19 protein-coding genes are annotated in these 20,164 nt (G+C 64.5%); 12 read left to right on the forward strand and 7 right to left on the reverse strand.

Annotated elements, in window-relative coordinates:
• The first annotated feature begins 27 nt into the window (after window positions 1–27).
• On the forward strand, window positions 28–354 hold the full coding sequence (locus RFM41_RS21055; protein WP_320250706.1) for an ElaB/YgaM/YqjD family protein: 327 nt from the start codon (window positions 28–30) through the stop codon (window positions 352–354).
• A 6-nt stretch (window positions 355–360) separates the two neighbouring features.
• Window positions 361–819, forward strand: a complete 459-nt coding sequence (locus tag RFM41_RS21060) for a phage holin family protein (RefSeq protein ID WP_320250708.1) — start codon at window positions 361–363, stop codon at window positions 817–819.
• A 277-nt stretch (window positions 820–1,096) separates the two neighbouring features.
• Here RFM41_RS21060 and RFM41_RS21070 read toward each other — a convergent pair whose 3' ends face one another.
• Window positions 1,097–2,098 (reverse strand): diacylglycerol/lipid kinase family protein, encoded by a 1,002-nt coding sequence (locus tag RFM41_RS21070; RefSeq protein ID WP_320250712.1) that lies wholly within the window; start codon window positions 2,096–2,098, stop codon window positions 1,097–1,099.
• Window positions 2,099–2,336: 238 nt separating this feature from the next.
• Between RFM41_RS21070 and RFM41_RS21075 the strand changes: the two genes are divergently transcribed.
• Complete coding sequence (locus tag RFM41_RS21075) at window positions 2,337–3,695, forward strand: PRC-barrel domain-containing protein (RefSeq protein ID WP_320250714.1); 1,359 nt, start codon at window positions 2,337–2,339, stop codon at window positions 3,693–3,695.
• A 108-nt stretch (window positions 3,696–3,803) separates the two neighbouring features.
• On the opposite strand, the gene RFM41_RS21080 is transcribed toward RFM41_RS21075, so the two are convergent.
• The gene (locus tag RFM41_RS21080) at window positions 3,804–5,366 is read right to left on the reverse strand and encodes an alkaline phosphatase family protein (RefSeq protein WP_320250715.1); all 1,563 of its coding nucleotides are present in this window, start codon (window positions 5,364–5,366) and stop codon (window positions 3,804–3,806) included.
• Window positions 5,367–5,579: 213 nt separating this feature from the next.
• On the opposite strand from RFM41_RS21080, the gene RFM41_RS21085 reads away from it, so the two are divergent.
• The 4 genes from RFM41_RS21085 to RFM41_RS21100 all read left to right on the forward strand — a co-directional run bounded on the left by RFM41_RS21085 (window position 5,580) and on the right by RFM41_RS21100 (window position 8,797).
• Window positions 5,580–6,512: a VOC family protein gene (locus RFM41_RS21085; protein WP_320250717.1), complete on the forward strand. Its 933-nt coding sequence runs from the start codon at window positions 5,580–5,582 to the stop codon at window positions 6,510–6,512.
• Window positions 6,513–6,516: 4 nt separating this feature from the next.
• Window positions 6,517–7,134 (forward strand): alpha/beta hydrolase, encoded by a 618-nt coding sequence (locus RFM41_RS21090; protein ID WP_320250719.1) that lies wholly within the window; start codon window positions 6,517–6,519, stop codon window positions 7,132–7,134.
• 13 nt (window positions 7,135–7,147) lie between these two features.
• Entirely contained in the window at window positions 7,148–7,447 is a 300-nt protein-coding gene (locus tag RFM41_RS21095; RefSeq protein WP_320250721.1) for a GNAT family N-acetyltransferase, read from the forward strand.
• A 291-nt stretch (window positions 7,448–7,738) separates the two neighbouring features.
• Complete coding sequence (locus RFM41_RS21100; RefSeq protein WP_320250722.1) at window positions 7,739–8,797, forward strand: dipeptidase; 1,059 nt, start codon at window positions 7,739–7,741, stop codon at window positions 8,795–8,797.
• Between the two features lie 6 nt (window positions 8,798–8,803).
• Here RFM41_RS21100 and RFM41_RS21105 read toward each other — a convergent pair whose 3' ends face one another.
• The 4 genes from RFM41_RS21105 to RFM41_RS21120 all read right to left on the reverse strand — a co-directional run bounded on the left by RFM41_RS21105 (window position 8,804) and on the right by RFM41_RS21120 (window position 13,694).
• Window positions 8,804–9,061: a hypothetical protein gene (locus RFM41_RS21105; protein ID WP_320250724.1), complete on the reverse strand. Its 258-nt coding sequence runs from the start codon at window positions 9,059–9,061 to the stop codon at window positions 8,804–8,806.
• A 2-nt stretch (window positions 9,062–9,063) separates the two neighbouring features.
• Complete coding sequence (locus RFM41_RS21110) at window positions 9,064–10,302, reverse strand: aminomethyl transferase family protein (protein WP_320250725.1); 1,239 nt, start codon at window positions 10,300–10,302, stop codon at window positions 9,064–9,066.
• A 211-nt stretch (window positions 10,303–10,513) separates the two neighbouring features.
• Window positions 10,514–12,088: a phytoene desaturase family protein gene (locus RFM41_RS21115; RefSeq protein ID WP_320250727.1), complete on the reverse strand. Its 1,575-nt coding sequence runs from the start codon at window positions 12,086–12,088 to the stop codon at window positions 10,514–10,516.
• Complete coding sequence (locus RFM41_RS21120) at window positions 12,075–13,694, reverse strand: phytoene desaturase family protein (RefSeq protein WP_320250728.1); 1,620 nt, start codon at window positions 13,692–13,694, stop codon at window positions 12,075–12,077. The genes RFM41_RS21115 and RFM41_RS21120 overlap by 14 nt, the downstream gene beginning before the upstream one ends.
• Window positions 13,695–13,951: 257 nt before the next feature.
• Between RFM41_RS21120 and RFM41_RS21125 the strand changes: the two genes are divergently transcribed.
• From RFM41_RS21125 to RFM41_RS21145, 5 genes are all read left to right on the forward strand, one after another.
• Window positions 13,952–14,746 carry a class I SAM-dependent methyltransferase gene (locus RFM41_RS21125; RefSeq protein WP_320250729.1) on the forward strand — a complete coding sequence of 265 codons (795 nt, stop codon included), beginning with the start codon at window positions 13,952–13,954 and terminating at the stop codon, window positions 14,744–14,746.
• A gap of 6 nt (window positions 14,747–14,752) precedes the next feature.
• Window positions 14,753–15,439: a transcriptional regulator BetI gene (betI, locus tag RFM41_RS21130; protein ID WP_320250730.1), complete on the forward strand. Its 687-nt coding sequence runs from the start codon at window positions 14,753–14,755 to the stop codon at window positions 15,437–15,439.
• A 111-nt stretch (window positions 15,440–15,550) separates the two neighbouring features.
• Window positions 15,551–16,633, forward strand: a complete 1,083-nt coding sequence (locus tag RFM41_RS21135; RefSeq protein ID WP_320250731.1) for an ABC transporter substrate-binding protein — start codon at window positions 15,551–15,553, stop codon at window positions 16,631–16,633.
• 117 nt (window positions 16,634–16,750) lie between these two features.
• On the forward strand, window positions 16,751–17,827 hold the full coding sequence (locus RFM41_RS21140) for an extracellular solute-binding protein (protein WP_320250733.1): 1,077 nt from the start codon (window positions 16,751–16,753) through the stop codon (window positions 17,825–17,827).
• Window positions 17,824–19,122, forward strand: coding sequence for a flavin monoamine oxidase family protein (locus RFM41_RS21145; RefSeq protein ID WP_320250735.1), 1,299 nt, complete (start codon window positions 17,824–17,826; stop codon window positions 19,120–19,122). Before RFM41_RS21140 ends, RFM41_RS21145 begins: the two co-directional genes overlap by 4 nt.
• Here the strand turns inward: RFM41_RS21145 and RFM41_RS21150 are convergent.
• Window positions 19,086–20,159, reverse strand: a complete 1,074-nt coding sequence (locus RFM41_RS21150; RefSeq protein WP_320251041.1) for an ABC transporter ATP-binding protein — start codon at window positions 20,157–20,159, stop codon at window positions 19,086–19,088. The two genes, RFM41_RS21145 and RFM41_RS21150, sit on opposite strands and share 37 nt — an antisense overlap.
• Window positions 20,160–20,164 lie beyond the last annotated feature (5 nt).

Below are 20,164 nucleotides of genomic sequence, written 5' to 3' on the forward strand. Positions count from 1 at the left end.
ACCGACGCAAACCCAAGGAGTTAGAGAATGGCAACCGCAGCCGGCAAATCCGCGACGGACGAAGCGACCACCGCCGAACTGGAGGCGGATATCGAGCAGCTGAAAGCGGATATCCGGAAGCTAACGGAGCAACTCTCCAAGACCGGTCAACACGGCTATGGCGCGGCCCGTCGCGCCGCCGCGGACAGCGTCGAACAATTGCGCGCGCAAGGCGAAGCTGCCTTCGAGAGCATGCGGGGCAGCGCCGAGGACATCGAAGCGCAGCTGATCGCCAAAGTGCGCGAGAAGCCGGTGACGTCGCTGGCGATCGCCGCGGGTGTCGGCTTCCTCCTCGCCCTGCTTTCCCGCCGCTAGCCGCAGATGGGGACGCTTGTCTCGCTGATCTCGGCCCTTGCCTCGGGCGAGGCGATGGCCGCTTTGCAAAGAGCGCGGACGACGGCAATCCTTTACGGGCTTGCCGCCGTTCTTGCCCTGTGCGGTGTCGGCTTCCTCATCGGCGCCGCCTACATCTGGCTGGCGGCGCGCTATGGACCGCTGGCGACCAGCCTCGGCTTCGGCATAGGCTTCCTGGTGCTTGCCGGGCTCATCCTTCTCATTCACAAGCTGACGACGAGCATGCGCAGCAGGCGGCTCGCGCGGCGGCGGCAGGCCGACATGACCGCGCTGGGCGTTACCGCGGCGCTTGCCTTGCTTCCAGCCCTTGCCAAGAGCAAGGCCGGTTTAGGAGCCGTCATCGCGCCGGCCCTCGCGGTTGTCGCCTATGCCATCTATCGCGAGAACGCCAAGCCACCAAAGCAAGGTCCGGAAGACATGCCCTAGCGGCGGATCAGGATAGAACCAAGCGCGCAAACGGTCGCCGCATGCTTGCTTGAACGTCCTCCCCGACGCGGAACCTTCCCGTACAGGACCCGTTACCGACCATGTCACAGCTGAAGCGCCCGCCGCCGCGCAGCATGGAGGTCAATCGTGACCAAGATCGTACCTGAAGACAAAGCACGCCAGGGACACTGGGGCTGGCATGCGCTTAGAATCCTCGTCGCCGGGCTCCTGCTCGCCTTCATCGCGTGGGCGGCAGTCGAGATTTATGGCGAACTGATCAAGTCGCCGACGACGCAGCAGAGCGTGCCGGAAGCGCCGCCCGCGGCACAGAAATCCGTCCAGGGCGGTTGATCCCTGCGTCAGCCGCCTTTGCCCGCGCGTTGCCTGACGGAACGAGTACCTTCAGCGCGCCCGGGTGGATTTCGATCGTGGTTTCGCGCTTCAGCCCGATCAACTCGCCATCCACGACCGCGCTGAACTTCCTGGCGGGCGAGTGGATTTTCAGCACCGCCCTGCCAGCCTGATGAACTTCGACATGCGCGCTCTGGCGCCATCTGCCGCGCAGCATGTCCAGCAAAAGCTTTGCCAGATGATGACGGCGGCGCGCGACGCTGACATAGATGCCGAGCACGCCGCCGGCCGGATTGTCGGCATAAGGCAGGTGGCCTTCGCCGAACAGGTTGTTGGAAATGCCAATGCCGGTCGTGCGGGTGACGATCTCGGCATTGCCGACGCTCAGGCTCACTTTAAGCGCCGGCGGGTTCTTGATCGCCTCCCATGCCGCGCGGACGGAAGCCTGCATCTTTCCAAGGCGCGAGCCGAAATCCATTGTTTCGCGCAGCTGAACCATGCTCGCATGCATGCCGACCGAGAACTGGTGCACGAAAGGCCGGCCGTTGGCGCTGGCCATGTCGACGGCGATCACCTTGCCATCGGCAAAGGACTGCAGCGCCGCTCCCAGCGTCTGCGGAATGCCCAAGCCGCGCGCGAAGAGGTTCATCGTGCCGGCGGGCAAGATGGCTAGGGCCTTCTTCTTATTCATGAGCAGGGACGCCGCGGTGGAAATCGTGCCGTCGCCGCCTCCGGCAAGAACGACATCGATATTGCGCCTGGCGATTGCCTTTTCCAGCGCCGCGGCGACGTCGCGGCCGGCGACGATGTCGATCTCGACCGAATGTCCCGCTGCTTCGAGTGTCTGACGCAGCTGTTCGGAAAATGCTTCTACGTCGATGGCGCGGAGCGTGCCGCCATCCTGGTTCAACACCGCAGCAAACCGCATTCCCGCTCCGTATCTTTCCGAGCTGGGCGAACGACGCCTCAATCGCAGCCAAACGAAAGAGCCGGCGCAAAGGTTCCCCCTGGTCGGGTATCAGGGGGCGGGTGCGGAGGCCGCCTTTTTGGAACAAGGTCACGGTCACAACGTTGTGATCCTGTCGATACTGCCGCTCCCTGCCCGCCGTTCAGAGGCTGGCCGCGGGAGCGTCACGTACACAGATCAGGCACGAGGAGAGACCATGATGATCCGCACTCTTTTTGCGACCACCGCGCTCGCAACGCTGCTAGCAACCGGTGCCTTTGCACAGATGGCGCCCGCCCCCGCCTCACAGGCCCCGGCAGCCGAAAACCCGGCTCCGGTCATACGCTCGGAGGGCGCGATCATGACCAACATCATCGGCGAGTCTGTCTATAACGGTACCGGCGACGACGCGCAGCAGATCGGCAAGGTCGATGATGTGGTCTTCGATTCCGGCGGCAATGCCAAATCCGCCATTATCGGGGTCGGCGGGTTCCTTGGCGTCGGCGCGAAGGACGTCGCTTTCGACTACAGCAAGCTTGAATGGGCCGAGAAGAACGGCGACCGCTGGCTGGTGGCCAAGACCAGCAAGGATGAGCTGAACGCCCTGCCGGCGTTCGACCGCAAACCTTACGATCCGGCGCCGGCGCAGTCGGCCGACGCGACACAGCCCGCCAACAACACGACGACGGCTCCGGCGGCCGTGCCGGCCGAGCCGGTGAAGAAGGCGGAGGGGAACCTCGCCACCAACATCATGGGCGGGTCCGTCTACAACGGCACCGCGGACGACGCCCAGAAGATCGGCGACGTGAAGGACATCGTGCTTGCCAAGGACGGCAAGGCCGAGTCGCTGGTGATCGGCGTCGGCGGCTTCCTCGGCATCGGCACGAAGAATGTCACCTATGACTTCGCCAAGGCCAAGTGGGCGGAAAAGAACGGCAAGCGCTGGCTGGTGGCCGAGACGACGAAGGAGGAGCTGCAGGCCCTGCCCGACTTCAACCGCAAGGCCTATGATCCGGCGCCCGGCTCGACCGCGGCCGCGAGCAATGCGCCGGCCACCACCACGCCCGCGGTGGTGTCTTCGGATACGACCTCCGACAAGGGCGCCAAGCCGGCCGAGCCCGTCAAGTCGACGGCCGAGAACAAGCCTGCGACGCCACCCGCTTCGAGCACGGCCGAGAACAAGCCCGCCGATAACGGCGCCGCCGCAACCGACCAGACCAAGACCGCTTCCATCGACAAGTCGACGCTGACCGAGATGCCGATGGGCAACATGCGCGGCGACGACCTCAAGGGCACCACCGTCTATGGCGCCAACGATATCGAGATCGGTTCGATCGGCGACGTCGTGCTGACGCCGGACAACAAGCCGGACGCGGTCATCGTCGATGTCGGCGGCTTCCTCGGCATCGGCGCCAAGCAAGTGGCGGTCGGGATGGACAAGCTCAAATTCATGACCGACAAGAACGGCAAGAAGTACCTCTACACCAACTTCACCAAGGAACAGCTGCAGGCGCAGACGGCCTATGACAAGAGCAGTTATGCCGCCAACCGCGACCAGCAGCGGATGATGTTGAAGTAAGGGAATAGGGGAGTAAGGGAATAGGGGAGTAGGAAAAGGAAGCTGGCAAGGAAACGGCCGCTGTATTTATTTTCCCCTACTCCCCTACTCCCCTACTCCCCTACTCCCCTACTCCCCTACTCCCCTACTCACGTATCCCACCACGCCATCCTCCGTCAGCTCCGCCAGCGCCAGCGACTGGTCGAGATGCGCGGCGCGCCAGGCGAGCATCCTTTCCGCGAATTCCAGCCGTACCGGCAGATAGGCCGGGTCGTTCGCCACGTTGTTCAGCTCGCCCGGGTCCTTCGACAGGTCGAACAGAAGCGGCGACAGGCCGCCGCCGAAATGGACGTATTTGAACTCCGTCGTGCGGATGACGGCGAGGTTGCAAGCGCTGGATCCGATACCGAAATGGCGCTCGGCTTCGCCCTTAGCGACCGTGCGGAAATCAAACTCCCAATGCGCCGCGTCGCGCCAGGCCTTCGGCTCCTTGCCGTCTATCCAGGGCGCGAGCGAGCGGCCGTCGAGATGGCGCTGCGGCGCGGCGCCGATCAGGTCGAGCAAGGTCGGCAAGATGTCGACGGCCTCGGTGAAACGGTCCACCGACGAGCCGGCCGCAGCACTCCGGCGCGGATCGCGGACGATCAGCGGAATGTGGTAGCTGGCGTCGAAGAAGCCGCCTTTGCCGAGCATGAAATGGTCGCCCATCATCTCGGCGTGGTCGGAGGTCAGCACGACCACGGTGTCGTCCCAGGCGCCCGCCGATTTGATCGCTTGCCAGACGCGGCCGAGCTGGGCGTCGACCTCGGAGATCATGCCGTAATAGATCGCGCGGATGCGGCGGAAGTTCTCCTCGCTCCAGTCCGGCACCGTGCCTTCGATGCCGGGAACGAATTTCGTCCGCTTCTGCCGGTCTAGATCGTAAGCGATATAGGGATGGCTTTCCGCCTCGGCCTGCCAGTTTGCAGCGCGGCTGAAGGCAGGGCCTTCAGCCGGATCGTACATGCTGTTGTAGGGTTCGGGCACGATGAAGGGCGGGTGCGGGCTGATGAAGGAGATATGCGCGAACCATGGCGCGCTCTTCTCCTGCTCGCCAAGCCAACGGATGAATTCGCCGGCTAGGAAAGCGGTCGGCGTCTGGTCCTTGGAGTAGACCGGCGGCGCGTTGGTCACGTCGTGTTCCACTTGCCCTTTGGCCGGACGGTGGATGTCAGGGCTTCCGGCGCTTGTGTCGATGCCTTGCGCGCGCAGCCATGACAGCCACTGTTTTTGGTGTTCAGGCAGAGCCTGCCGGACAGTGAAGCCCGGCAGCACGCCCTCATAGCTGCGCAGCCGCGGATCCCCGGGCGAGAGTTGCCGGGGATCGAGCGAGACATCGGTGTAGCCGAACAGGGTGGGATCGTAGCCCGCCGCACGCGCCGAAAGCGCGATGTTGCCATGGCGCGCGTCGAGCGGCGTGCCGTTGCGGCAGACACGATTGTTCATCTGATAGAGCCCGGTATAAAGGCACGCGCGGGCGGGAGAACAGGGTGCTGCCCCGCCATAGTGGCGCCGGAAAAGCACGCCTTCGGCGGCGAGCGCATCCACATTCGGCGTCTTCACCACCGGATGGCCGGCGGCCGACAGGCAATCGCCGCGCCACTGGTCGCAGGTGATGAGGAGAACATTCGGGCGGCTCGTCGGATTGTCCAAGATCGTCTCCCTATGGAAGCGCCCAGATGGAACGGAAATCACTGGCGTTGCAAGCCAATGGCGGTGATGGATTGGTGAACATATTTCGAGCATTCGTTCACTTTTATGACACAGTCCATTCTGTGTTTGCCCACTTTGTCGCCGGCCCGCCTATCCTCATATTGGCGTGGACAGCGGCGAGGGCCGCACAAGAACAAGGGAAGGAGCACGATCATGCTCAATCAGATACAGGGGCTGCATCACGTCACCTCGATGGCGAGCGACGCACGCCGCAACAATGAGTTCTTCACGAAAAAGCTCGGCCTGCGCCGGGTGAAGAAGACCGTGAATTTCGACGCGCCGGACGTCTACCATCTCTACTATGCCGACGAGATCGGGACGCCGGGTTCGGTCATGACCTATTTCCCGTTCCCCGATATCGCCAAGGGTCGGCACGGTGTCGGCGAGGTCGGCACGACGGTGTTCTCAGTGCCGGAAGGCACGTTGGCCTATTGGGAAAAACGCTTCGCCGACGAGGGCGTGGGCAATGTCGCCCGCACGGATAGTTTCGGCGAGAAGCGGCTGACCTTCACCGGTCCCGACGGCGACAGCTTCGCCCTCGTCGAGGACAAGGCCGACAAGAGAGCGCCCTGGGTCAAGGGCGGCGTTCCCGGCGACGAGGCGATACGCGGCTTTCACTCGGTCTCGCTCCGGCTGAAAGATGGCGGCGCCACCGAGGAGCTCTTGAAGTTCATGGGCTATGAGGAGGTCGACAAGTCCGGCAATATCCGCCGGCTGGCAATCAAGAACGGCAACGGCGCCGATGTCGTCGACATCGAATCGCTGCCCACTGCCGGCTTCGCCAATCTCGGCGCCGGCTCCGTGCACCACGTCGCTTTCGCGGTCGAGGATCGCGCCAAGCAGCTGGAAGTGCGCAAGGCGCTTGTCGACACGGGCTATGGCGTGACGCCGGTCATCGATCGCGACTACTTCTGGGCGATCTATTTCCGCACGCCTGGCGGCGTGCTGTTCGAGGTGGCGACCAACGAGCCGGGCTTCGATCGCGACGAGGACACCGCGCATCTCGGCGAGGCGCTGAAGCTGCCGACGCAGCACCAGCATCTGCGGCCTTACCTCGAAGAGCACCTGCAGAAGCTGGAGGACTGAAGCCATGAGCAAGGACGCTTACATCCACAAGGTGCTGCCCGGTTCGCCGGGCAGCCCGCTGCTCTTCGTCTTCCACGGCACCGGCGCGGATGAGGACCAGCTGCTGACCTTCGGCCGCGAGTTGTTGCCCGGCGCGACGATCATCTCGCCGCGAGGCGATGTGTCGGAGCATGGTGCTGCCCGTTTCTTCCGCCGCACCGGCGAGGGCGTCTACGACATGGACGACCTGGCGCGCGCGACCGCGAAGATGGCGGGCTTCGTCAAGGCGCATGTCGAGGCGGCAAAGCCGTCGGCGGTGCTCGGCCTCGGCTATTCCAACGGCGCCAATGTCCTGGCTTCGGTGGTGTTTGCCGAGCCCAGCCTGTTCGACGCCGTGGCGCTGATGCATCCGCTGATCCCGTTCGAGCCCCAGGTGCGGGGCAGCCTTGCCGGCCGCCATATATTGATCACGGCCGGCAGGCGCGACCCGATCTGTCCGCCCAATCTGACGTCGCGGCTCGAGGCCTATTTGCGCGCCGACGGCGCCGATGTCACTGTGGAATGGCACGACGGCGGGCATGAGGTTCGGCCGAATGAAATCGACGCGGCGCGGCGGCTTTTCGCGCCAGCGCCGGCTGCCTGAAGGAGGCAAACAAATGGCTGACCAACTGCCCGAGATCGAACTGGAAGACCACGGCTCCAAGGGGCGCTATGTGCTGCGCGGCCCCGGCGGCGCCGAGGCCGAGATGACCTTCACCAAGATCGGCGAGCATCAGCTCATCATCGACCATACGGAGGTGCCGGATGTGTTTCGCGGCCAGGGCGCCGGGCTTCGGCTTGTCACCCGCGCTGTCGAGGATGCCCGTGCCGCCAACAAGAAGATCATCCCGCTCTGCCCCTTCGCCAATGCCCAGTTCCGGCGTCATCCGGAATGGGCGGATGTGCTGAAGCAGTGAACATTTTTCCCTTCCCCCCTTGTGGGGGAAGGTGGCCGCAAAGCGGCCGGATGAGGGGGGGCTCCAGGGAATGCCAGCGTCTCACTCCGCTGGAACACCCCTCAACCGTCTCGGCGCTAGCACGCCGATTCACCGCCCGGGGGCGAGCCACGTGTCTCGCCCCGTCCTTCGGACCCCACAAGGGGAGAAGGGAAAGAGCTATTTGCACCGCCCGGTCATCTTGCCTAAGTTGACGGTTCGCTCGGACGAAACCCGTCGTCCCGCCCGTCACCGATTTGAATGGCTCCCCTGATGACCGATACCGACCTGATCCCCGTTTTCGACGGACATAACGACACGCTGCTTCGGCTCTACCAGTCGAAGGAAGCCGACGTCGAAAAGCTGTTCATCGAGGGGACGCCGGGCGGGCATATCGACCTGCCGCGCGCCCGGAAGGGCGGCTTTGCCGGCGGCATGTTCGCGATCTTTCCGCCGCCGGTCGAAAAGTCGAAGCGCAGCGCCGTGCCGCCCGCGCCGAGCGACAACGAGCCGCTGCCGCCGGAACTGCCGCAGGCCGAGGCGATCACCTCGACCATCGGCATGGCCTCGATCCTGTTCCGGCTGGAGCGCGCCGGCGCGCTCACCGTCTGCCGCAGCGCCGGCGATGTGCGGGACGCCATGGCCAAGGGCTCGATCGCCGCGGTTTTCCACATCGAAGGTGTCGAGGCGATCGATCCCGGCCTTGCCATGCTCGACGTGCTGCATGCCGCCGGCCTGCGCTCGCTGGGCATCGTCTGGAGCCGTCCCAACGCCTTCGGCAACGGCGTGCCGTTCCGCTTCCCCTCCTCGCCCGACACCGGACCTGGCCTCACCGATGCCGGCAAGGCGCTGGTCAAGGCCTGCAATCAGCTCAGGATCATGATCGACCTCTCGCATCTCAACGAGAAGGGTTTTCGCGACGTGGCCGAGCTCAGCGATGCGCCGCTGGTCGCCACCCATTCCAACGTGCATGCGATTTGCGGCCATTCGCGCAATTTGACTGACTGGCAGCTCGGCGCGATCCGCGAGTCTGGCGGCATGGTCGGCCTAAACTTCGCCACCGGCTTCCTGCGCGAGGACGGCCGCATGAATGCCGACACCAGCCTCGACATCATGGTGCGCCATATCGATTCACTGCTGCAGGCGCTGGGCGAGGACGGCGTGGGTCTCGGCTCCGATTTCGACGGCGCCATGATCCCGGCCCCCATCGGCGACGTCGCCGGCCTGCCCAAGCTCATTGAGGCGCTGGCGGCTCGCGGTTTCGGCCGCGCTCTGATCGAGAAGATCGCTTATCGGAACTGGTTGAGCGTGCTGGAACGCACAATAGGTTAAGCGCGGCTACTGGCCGTAGCCGATGCGCTTCAGCCATTCCTTGCCGGCGCCGCGATCGCGGATGATCGGCAAGGGATTTTCCGCGTCGAGTCGGGCGCAGATGCGGTAGACCTCCAGGGTCTCGGCATTCATCTCGCCGCACTTGAAGAAGAACATCGCCGCCGCGTAGCGGGTACGGCCGGACCACATCTCGCCGAGCGGCGTGTTGACCAGCTGCCACTGTTCGGCCGCCTCGGCTTCCAGGTCTTCTGCTTCGCCTGCCATCGTCAGAAATCCGCCGGCGGGTTGGCGGTGCGGCGGTCGAGCTTGATGAAGGGCCGCGGCACCACCTTCGCCTTCTTCATCAGCTTCTGGTACTGCAGCTCGCGCATGGCGTAGATCTCGACCCAGAGGTCGTCGACGATCGTGTCGCCATAGGGCCGCTGCAGCGAGGCGAGCGCGATGTTGCGCTTGGCCATGGGCGACCACATCGCCGCGCTGACCAGCCCGACTTCCTGGCTCTTGCGATAATAGACGATGGCGTGCTCGGCCGGGATATTGCCTTCGATTTCCAGCCCGACCAACACATGTCTGAGCTTCTTCTTCGCCCGCGCTTCGAGGATGGCGCGGCGGCCGTTGAAATGGCCCTTGTCCGGATCGACCATGAAGCCGAGGCCGATCTCGTCGGGCATGCGCAAGCGGTCAGCGCGGATGGCGTGCTCGGCGGTGGTGAAGTCGGCATTGGCGACGATCAGCCCGGCTTCGAGTCGGGCCCGGTTCAGCGCCGCATAGCCGATGGCGCGGATGCCGCGCAGCTCACCCGCCGTCATAAGCCGGTCCCAAAGGCTCAGCGCCTTGTCCGCCGGCACGAACAATTCGTAGCCGAGATCGCCAGTGAATCCGGTGCGCGAGATGGTGACGGTTCCGCCGTCATGCGCGAATTCGGCAAGGTCGAAGACCTTCAGCCGCTCGACGCCAGCAAAGCCTGCATCGCGCAGGATGGCGAAGGATGTCGGGCCTTGCAGCGCGAGCCCGGCGACGGACTCGGTCTCCTCTTCGACACTGACCTCGTAGCCGATCGCGCTGTCCAGCAGCCAGGGCAGATGCCGCTCCTGCGAGCACAGCCGGAAGCGCGTCGGCGAGAGCCTGAACAACGTGCCGTCATCGAGCACGAAACCCTCGTCGTCGCACCAGGCGGTGTAATGGACGCGGCCGGGCTTGAGTTTTGTGACGCCGCGCAGCGTGACGCGATCGAGATAGGCTTCAGCGTCCGCGCCCTCGATGCGGTATTTGGTCATCGGCGAGATGTCGAACAGCGCCGCCTGGCTGCGGATGGCGAAATATTCCAGTTCCTCATCCCACAGCGAATGCGGGGCGCGGTAGCCGGCCCAATTGTACCAGTCGTTCGTCAGCGCCAGCGCGTCGATGCGCGGCTGGAAGGGTGTGCCGAGCCTGAGCGTGCGGAAGTGGGATTGCGCGAGCGCGCGGGCGTCGGTTGACGGCTTGAAGGTGGCATGATGGTTCATCACGGCGTTCCTTCGCGCCCCCCTCTGTCCTGCCGGACATCTCCCCCTCTTGGGGGGAGATCGGCTGTCGCCGGCCATTTCGCCAATCTTCGACGTTGCAGGAAAGGCGCCGAGCGAGCGAACTGCTGATCTCCCCCCAAGAGGGGGAGATGCCCGGCAGGGCAGAGGGGGGCGCCGTAGAGCGCTGTGCTAACGATTTGCAAAACCATTCCTATGCCCTCATCGCAATAATACGACGCGCGGCGTTGAGGCCGGGCGCGCCGGAGATGCCGCCGCCCGGATGCGAGCCGGCGCCGGCAAGGAACAGCCCCCCGAGCGGCGTGTCGTAACCAGACCAGCCTGAGACCGGCCGAGAAATCAGCATCTGGTCGGCCTGCAACTCGCCATGGTGCCAGTGGCCGCCAGGCATGCGGTAGCGTGTCTCGATATCGGCGGGCGTCAGAAGCTCGGCGTGACGCACTGTCGCCTCGATGCCGGGCGCGTAGGTTTCCAGCTGCGCCATGATCGCCTTGAGGAATTGCGGCTTGCCGGCGGTCCAGCCCTCTTTCAGCGCATAGGGCGCGTATTGCACCACGGCCGAAAGCACGCAGGCGCCGGACGGCGCGAGCGAGGGATCGGCGAGGCTGGGCAGCGTGATCTCCATCACCGGCTCGGGCGAGAACTCGCCATATTTCGACGGGTTGAAGGCGCGCTCGACATGGTTGGGCGAGGGCGCGATGACGAGGCGGCCCTTGTGGCCGGCGGCGTCGACGCCGGTGAATTGCGGCGGCCGGTCGAGGGCCAGATGGAGCTTCGCCGCATCGCCCTTCATGCGAATGTTCCTGACCTTGCGCACGAAGCCGGTGTCGACCTCGCGCGGCCCGACGAGGTCGAGGATCGTGGTTGCGGGGTTGATGGCCGAGACGACCGCCTTTGCACGCAGCGTTTCGCCGTTCTGCGTGACGACGCCGACGGCGCGGCCCTTCTCGACGATCACCTTGGCGACCATTGACGCCTGACGGATCGAAACGCCGGCCTTTTCCGCGGCCGAGTGGATGGCGGCGACGACGGCACCCATGCCGCCCTTGGGCTGCATCTGCGCGCCGGCAAGGCCGCCGATCTCGCCGGCAAGCCTATAGTAAAGGCCGAGCAGCGAGGTCGGCGAGCGCGGGCCGAGATGACTGCCGAGCGTGGCGTCGAAAGCAAGCAGGCCCTTCAGCCGGTCGTCCGAAAGCTGCTCGTCGAGCAGGTCGTAGACATTCATCAAAAGCACGCGCAGGAAATCGCGCATGTCTTCCTTGCCGAGCCGCTTCAGCGCCAGCGCGGTCTGGCCGAGCCCGGTCATCTCGGCGAGCGACATGTTGCCGAGGTCCGGCGGCCGGCGCGACAGGAACGGCTTCAGCACGCCGGCGTAGCGCAGCAATTGCGCGCGCAGTTCTTTCCAGGCGGATTGCTCCGAAGGGCTGGCGCCGGTCAGCACCTCGCCATAGGCGCCGTTCAGTACCAGCGGACCGTCCGTGGACAGCGCGACCGAGGGCACGAAATCGCCGCGCTCGACCGTCAGCCCGTGCCGCTCCAGCTCCAGCGTCTTCACCACATCGGGATGCAGGCGGTTGAGCAGATGCGCGACCGCCGAAACGCGAAAACCCGGCGCGAATTCCTCGGTGCGCGCGGCGCCGCCGACCTCGGTACCGGCCTCGAGCAGCAGCACCTTGCGGCCGGACTTCGCCAGCGCGGCGGCAGCGACGAGGCCGTTGTGTCCGCCGCCGATGACGATGGCGTCCCAGTTCAAATCAGATGACGTCATGGGCCGGGCTCATATGCAGGGTTGGCTTGGCGAGATCGCGCAGGATCTCGGCGGCGGCGTTGCGTCCGGGCGCGCCCATCACGCCGCCGCCCGGATGGGTGGAGGAGCCGCACATATAGAGCCCGCCGACCGGCGAGCGGTATTGCGCGTAGCCCGGCACCGGCCGGTTGAAGAGCAACTGGTCGAAGGTGAGCTCGCCCTGGAAGATGTTGCCCTCGGTGAGGCCGACCTCGGCCTCGATCTCGCGCGGCGTGCGCACTTCCATGTGGACGATACGGTCGCGGAAGCCGGGCGAATAATCGGCGATCTGGGAAATCACGCTTTCGGCGAAGCCATCGCGGTCGGCGTCGGTCCAGTCGCGCCCGTCCATCTTGGGCGGCGCGTATTGCACGAAGCAGCTCATGAAATGTTTTCCCGGCGGCGCCATGGTCGGGTCGAGCGTGGTCGGGATCATCATGTCGAGGAAGGGATCGGCCGACCAGCGCCCGGCCTTCCAGTCGTCATAGGCGCGCTCCATGCGCTGGATGGAATCGGTGAAATGCATGTCGGCGCGATAGACCGGCGAGTCCTTCGGCAGGGCCGGGAACTCGGGTAGCGAATCCAGCGCGATGTTGACCTTGCCGGACGAGCCGCGGATTTTGAAATTCCTGACGCGGCGCAAGAAGATGTCGGGCAATTCCTTTTCCTCGACCAGCTTCAGGAAGGTGCGCTTGACGTCGGCATTGGAGATGACGAGCTTGCCGTAGATCTCTTCGCCGCCGGCGAGCACCACGCCCTTGGCCTTGCCGTTCCTGATCAGCACATGGTCGACCTCGGCACCGGTGCGGATGGTGCCGCCGCTCGCCTTGAAGGAGGCGGCCAGCGCCCTGGTGACGGCGCCCATGCCGCCGCGCGCATAGCCCCAGGCGCCGACCGAACCATCGACCTCGCCCATATAGTGGTGCAACAAGACGTAAGCCGTGCCGGGCGACATCGGCCCAAGCGCGGTGCCGATGATGCCGGACAGCGCGAAATTGGCCTTGATGACGTCGGTCTCGAAATACTCGTCGAGGAAGTCGGAGATCGACATTGTCCAGAAACGCAGGGTCAGCGCCATCTCTTCAGCCGAGAGGCCGGCGAATTTCTTGCCGAGATAGAGCAACTCGCCGAGGTCGCGCGGCTTGAGGCTGGTCGGATCGGGCGCGGTGCGCATCAGAAGCGGCTGGATGAAGCGGCACTGTCTGGTGACGTCGCGCGAATAGCGGTCATAGGCCTCGGCGTCGCGCATCGAGAAGCGGGCGAACTCGCGGCGATGCGCGTCGTGGTCGCGGTAGTTGGCAAGATAGTCGCCGTCGCGGGTGAACACCGCGCCGCCTTCGTAGGAGATCACCTGCAGGCCGAAGCGCGGCAGTTCCAGGTCGCGCATGATCTCGGGCCGGAACAGCGAGCAGACATAGGAGCAGTTGGAATAGAGGAAGCCCGGCGTCAGCTCGCGGCTGGTGGCCGCGCCGCCGACCCAGTCGTTTTTCTCGACCACCAGCACGTCCAGGCCGGCGCGCTGCAGATAGCAGGCGTTGACCAGGCCGTTATGGCCGCCGCCGATGACGATCGCGTCCCATGCCTTCATGCGCGCAGAACCTCCATCCGGTTGCTCTATCTTCTTGTTTTTGCGCAATTCCGGACGGAAAACCGCGTCACGCTTTTCCCGGAATTGCTCGGTGCTTTTTGTTCCCTGATTGCGCGAATTTGGCACGGATCACAGATTTTTGTCCAGCCATTTTGAATGAATGTTCAACAAATGATATTGCGTTTTCCCGTTGATGCGCTAGGCTTTGCCTTGATTTCTGGACTGATCCACATCGGCATTTGGGGTTGAAAGATCCGATGATCGAAACGGCTGACGCCGAGCCGGAATATGACGACACCGCCATCCGCTTCCTCGAAGCGCTTTGGGGCGAGGGCTACCTGTCACCGGGCGGTCCGGACGAGGTCGACCGTGTGGTTGAAGGCCTCTCGCTCAAGGGCAAGACGATCCTCGATATCGGCTGCGGCGCCGGCGGCATCACGCTGCATCTGGTGGCAACGCATGGCGCGGCTCGAGCCACCGGATTCGACGTCGAAAGGCCGGTGATCGAGACGGCAAGGCGAAGTGCGGCAGCGCAAGGTCTCGAGGATCGCGTCCGCTTCGTCCAGGCGCCGCCCGGGCCGTTGCCTTTCACCGATGCCTCCTTCGACGTCGTCTTCTCCAAGGACGCGCTGCTGCATGTGTCGGACAAGGAGGCGCTGTTCGCCGAGATTTTCCGCGTGCTGAAGCCGGGCGGGGTGTTTGCCGCGTCGAACTGGATGATCGGGCATGACGGCGAGCCGTCCCCTCAGATGAAGGCCTATGTCGCGGCCGAGGGGCTCTCCTTCGCCATGGCCTCGCCGGCGCGCTATGCCGAAGCGATGCGGCGCGCCGGCTTCACCGACATCATGATACGCGACCGCAATCCATGGTACCGCGAGGTCGCGCGCGAGGAGCTTTCGCGGCTCAAGGGGCCGCTCTACGCGCAGGCCGCAGCGGCGGTCGGCGCGGCCTATGTCGACAAGAACATCAAGACCTGGGAGGCGATGCAGAAGGTGCTTGACAGTGGCGAGCACCGCCCCACTCATCTGCGCGGTTGGAAGCCGGTCGGATAGCCGGCGATGCTGGAGACCGTCACACCCATGAAGACTGAAGAGGCGAGCGATGCTCTCCCCGAAACGGCGCGGAAGGGCGATGCCGAAAAGCGCGGCCGCAAGGCCTCGAAAGAGGTCAGGCAGCTGCAGCTGATCGAGGCGACGATCGATTCACTGGCCAAGCGCGGCTATGCCGAAACGACGATGGCTGATGTGGCCGATGGCGCCGGCCTGTCGCGGGGCATCGTCAACTTCCATTTCGAGAGCAAGGAAAAGCTGCTGATCGCCACGCTGCAGCACATGTATGACGAGTATTCGGCGCATTGGCGCACGGCGTTGCAGAAAGCGGGGGACGATCCGGCGCGGCAGCTGCAGCAGCTGGTGTGGGCCGATTTCGACCGCTCGATCTGCAACAAGCGCAAGCTCGCCGCCTGGCTTGCCTTCTGGGGCGAGGCCAAATCGCGGCCGACCTACCAGGCGCTGAGCAGCTCGCGCGACGCCTATTACCAGCAGGTCTTCATCGACCTCTGCACGACGCTCAAAGAGAGCGGCGGCTACACCTATGACCCCCAGGTCATCGCGCTGGCGCTCAGCGCCATGCTCGAGGGCCTGTGGTTGCGGCTGATGATGGGGACGGAGGACACCACGCGTGAGACCGCATTGCAGGCGGCGAATGCGTTCTTGGCCGCCGCCTTCCCGAAACACTTTGGCTAGCAAGAACTGGGGCTAGCAAGAACTGGGGCTAGCGAGAACTGGGGTTAGCAAAAGCCGGGGTTAGCAACAGCCGGCCAACAAGACCGGCAAACCAAAAGAGGATGGAACAGCATGAAGAAACTCAGCCGACGCCTGACATTGACCCTGGCGCTTGGCAGCGCGCTTGCCGCTTCCGCGGTAGCGTTCGCCGTCGCCGCCGACAAGGACCTGATCGTATTCGACTGGTCCGGCTATGAAGATCCGAGCTTCCACGGTAAATATGTCGAGAAGAACGGCGACTCGCCGACCTTCGCCTTCTTCGGCGACGAGGACGAGGCGTTCGAAAAGATCCGCTCCGGCTTCAAGTCCGATATCGGCCATCCCTGCTCGCAAAGCGTGGTGAAGTGGCGCGAAGCGGGGCTGCTGCAGCCGCTCGACACCTCGAAGATCGCCGGCTGGAAAGATCTCAATCCCGGCATCATGGCGATGAAGAATCTCGCCACCACTCCCGACGGCAAGGCCTGGTTCATGCCGTGGGATTGGGGCGATACCCAGCTCACCTACAATTCCGACAAGATCGCCGAAAAGGACGTGCAGTCGCTGAGGGTGTTCGCCGATCCGAAATACAAGGGCAGGGTTTCGATCGGCGACAATGTCGACGACGCCTACGCGCTGGCCAGCCTCGCCATTGGGCTCAAGGACTGGACCAAGATGACGGACGACCAGTTCAAGCAGGCGTCCGACTTCCTGCGCCAGGTGCACAAGAATGTCCGCTCCTACTGGACCGACACCACCGACATCGTGCAGCTTTTGAGCGGCGGCGAGGTGGATCTCGCCTGGGCTTGGAACGACGCGACGGTGCAGTCGGTCAAGGCCGGCGTGCCGATCAAGTCCAAGAAGGACACCGACGAAGGCATGTCGACCTGGGTGTGCGGCTACGTGCTGTTCAAGGATGCGCCAGGCAACATCGACAAGGCCTATGACTACCTCAACGCCGTCAACGATCCCGAAGTCGCCAAGACGCTGGTCAAGGACTGGGGCTATGGCCAGGCCAATGCCAAGGGCATGGCGGGCGTCGATCCGGCGGTCCTGAAGGAAAAGGGCTACGACAACGTCGAAAAGTGGGTCGACAAGACACTGTTCCAGCAGCCGCTGCCTTCGGATCTCAAGCTGAAGATGATCGCCGAATTCGAGAAGATCAAAGCCGGCTATTGAGCTTTGACCCAAGAGCCGCCTGCTTCCCTTCGAACCGAAGCAGGCGGGCTCGCCAAAGCTTTTCAATTCTCCTAACTTTCTTCCAAGCACATTTGCGATTGGGGGAGTTCTCGCGCCATGAAAACCATGCTTCACCGCCTCGCGCTCGCCGCCGTCCTCACCGTCGGCGCAGGCTCCGCCCATGCGCTTGCGGAAGGCGGCGGCGACCTCGTCGTCTTTGACTGGTCGGGATACGAGGATCCGCTGTTGCATCCGGCCTACACCGCCAAACGCGGCGCCGAGCCGACTTTCTCCTTCTTCGGCGACGAGGACGAGGCTTTCGAGAAGATGCGCGCCGGCTTCAAGGCCGATATCGCGCATCCCTGCTCGCAAAGCGTGGTGAAATGGCGCGAGGCCGGGTTGCTGCAGCCGCTCGACACCTCGAAGATCGCCGGCTGGAAGGATCTCAATCCCGGCATCATGGCGATGAAGGACCTCGCCACCACCGCCGACGGCAAGGCCTGGTTCATGCCTTTCGACTGGGGCAATACCTCGCTGCTCTATCGCACCGACAAGGTGACGGCGGACGAAGCGCAGTCGCTGAAAATCTTCGCCGATCCGAAGTTCAAGGGCCGCGTCACCATCGGCGACAATGTCGACGACGCCTATGCGCTGGCGAGCCTGGTCATCGGGCTCAAGGACTGGGCCAAGATGACGGACGAGCAGTTCAAACAGGCCTCCGCCTTCCTGCGCGACGTGCACAAGAATGTCCGCTTCTACTGGACCGACGACACCGACCTCAACCAGGCTTTCACGGGCAATGAAGTCGACCTGGTCTGGGGCTGGAACGAGACCTATGTGACGTTGAAAGGCCAGGGCATGCCGATCGCCATGAACCGCGACACCAAGGAAGGCATCTCGACCTGGGTGTGCGGCTATGTGCTGCTCAAGGATGCGCCGGGCAAGCTCGACGAGGCCTATGATTTCCTGAGCGCCGTCAACGCGCCGGACGTTTCGGAGTATATGGTGAAGACCTTCGGCTACGGCCACGGCAACAGCGCGGGCATGGCAGCGATGGACCAGAAGCTGCTCAGCGACCGCGGCTTCGACAATCTCGACAAGTTCCTCGACAGGACGCTCTTCCAGCAGCCGGTGGCGCCGGACCTGAAGCAGCGCATGGTCGCCGAGTTCGAGAAGATCAAGGCCGGCTATTGAAGAGCAGCATTGAAAGAACCGATGTCGTCATCGTCGGCGCCGGCTTTACCGGGCTATGCGCCGCGCTCGACCTTCAGCGCGCCGGCATCGATTTCCTTTTGCTGGAGGCGCGCGACCGGGTCGGTGGCAGGGTGGAAGCCGTGCGCAATGGGCTCGGCGAGGTGATCGACAGCGGCGGCCAGTTCCTGTGCGTGGACATGCCCGAAGTGATGGCGCTGGCCAAGGCCTACGGCAAGACCTTCGTCGAGACCTATGTCGATGGCGAATTCATCACCCTTCCGTCGATGACGCCGGCGCGGGCGGAGCGCACCTATCATGTCTCGATGGCGATCCGCGAGCGCATGAACAGAATTGATCCGGACGATCCGTCGATTGCCGGGCTGACGGTCGCCGATTGGCTGGAGCGCCAGCGCGATGAGGCCGACGCCAAGGCCGCTTTCCGCTCGCTGGTCGAGGGTCTGTGGTGCCTGGCGGCGGACAAGGTGCCGCTCTGGTACCTGATCGACAACGATCGCCGCATCACCAACGAGGTGTTCGAGCTGCAGTATTTTCTGGGCGACACCATGCAATCGCTGGCCGAGGATCTTGCCGCCGAGCTCGGCAGCCGGCTGCGCCTGAACGAAGCGGTGACGCGTGTCGAGCGGGGATCGCAAGGCGTCCGCATCAGCACGGGCTCCGGCATGATCGATGCGCCAGGCGTGCTGATCGCGTTGCCACCGGCGACGGCCGCGAAGCTCGATTTCGCACCGGCTTTGCCGACCGACCTGGCAAAGGCGTTGGGCGTCTGGGAAAGCGGCGCGGTGATCAAGATCCTGGTGCGCTACGCAAAGCCGTTCTGGCGCGAGCGGGGCCTGTGCGGCATGGTGATGTGGCGCGATCAGCCGGGCCTGTTTGCCTGCGACGCCAGCAAGGATATCGACCACGCCGCGCTCGTCGTTTTTGTCGGCGGGCCGCTCGCGCTGCGCTGGCATCGGCTCGGCGAGGCGGCGTTGCAGGCGGAAATCACTGCGCGGCTTGTCCAGGCGCTCGGGCCAGAGGCCGCCGACTTCGTCGATTTCAGCGCGCGCGACTGGACGCATGAACGCTGGAGCGGCGGCGCCTATAGCGACCTCATTATCGACGTGACGGCGCGCAATGCCGAGCGTGTGATCCTTGCCGGCGCGCCGCCGGTCTATTTCGCCGCTTCGGAAATGTCGCCGTCTTTCCCGGGTTATGTCGAGGGCGCGATCGTTGCCGGCCGCATCGCGGCTGCAAAGATTCAGTCGGCCATCGCCACCAAGGCTTCAGGATCGTAGGCGAGGCGGATCGGTGCGCCGACCGGAATGTCGTCGGCCCCGAAATCGTTGGTCTCGGTCACCGAGAGCGGCTTTTCGAGCCCCGGTATCTCGACGATCAGATGCGTGATCTCGCCGAAATAGTGGCGCTCGACGACCTTGCCGGCGACCTCGAATTTTGCCGACGCATTGTCCCACAAAACGCGCAGGCGCTCGGGCCGGATGCCAAGCGTCGCCGCGCCGCCATTACGCACGAAGGCCTTCGGCTTGTCCGTCCTGACGCGGCCGAAGCCCAGCGTGTCGAGCACCAGCGAAGCGCCGTTCTCCTCGACGATCTCGGCCTTGACGAAATTCATGCCGCCGAGGAAATCGGCCACCTGGCGGTTGACCGGCCGCTGGTAGATCTCCTTTGGCGAGGCGACCTGCGCGATGCGGCCGCCGAACATCACCGCGATGCGGTCGGACATGGCGAGCGCCTCATACTGGTCGTGCGTGACCAGCACGAAGGTGATGCCGACCGCCTGCTGCAGGCGGCGCAGCTCGACCTGCATCTGCTCGCGCAGCTTCTTGTCGAGCGCCGAGAGCGGCTCGTCGAGCAGCAACACCTTGGGCCGCATGACCAGCGCGCGGGCCAAGGCCACGCGCTGGCGCTGGCCGCCGGACAGCTCGGTGGCGCGCCGCTTGCCGAGGCCCGTCAGCGATACCTGCGCCAGCGCTTCCTCGACGCGGCGCTTCTCCTCGCCGGCGTCGAGCTTCAGCCGCTTCAGCCCATAGGCGACATTCTGCTCGACATTGAGATGTGGGAAGATCGCATAGCTCTGGAAGACCATGTTGGTCGGCCGGCGGTTGGCGGGGATGCCGTCCATCGGCTGGCCGTCGACGGCGATGGAGCCGCTGGTCGGCGTGTCGAAGCCGGCGATCATGCGCAACAGCGTGGTCTTGCCGCAGCCGGAGGGCCCAAGCAGCGAGAAGAACTCGCCTTCGCGGATCGCCAGCGAGGCATTGTCCAGCGCCTTGAAGGCGCCGTAGCTGCGGGTGACGTCGCGGATCTCGATCATGGTGC

This window comes from Mesorhizobium vachelliae (genome assembly GCF_033977325.1).
GTDB classification, from domain to species: Bacteria; Pseudomonadota; Alphaproteobacteria; order Rhizobiales; family Rhizobiaceae; genus Mesorhizobium; species Mesorhizobium vachelliae.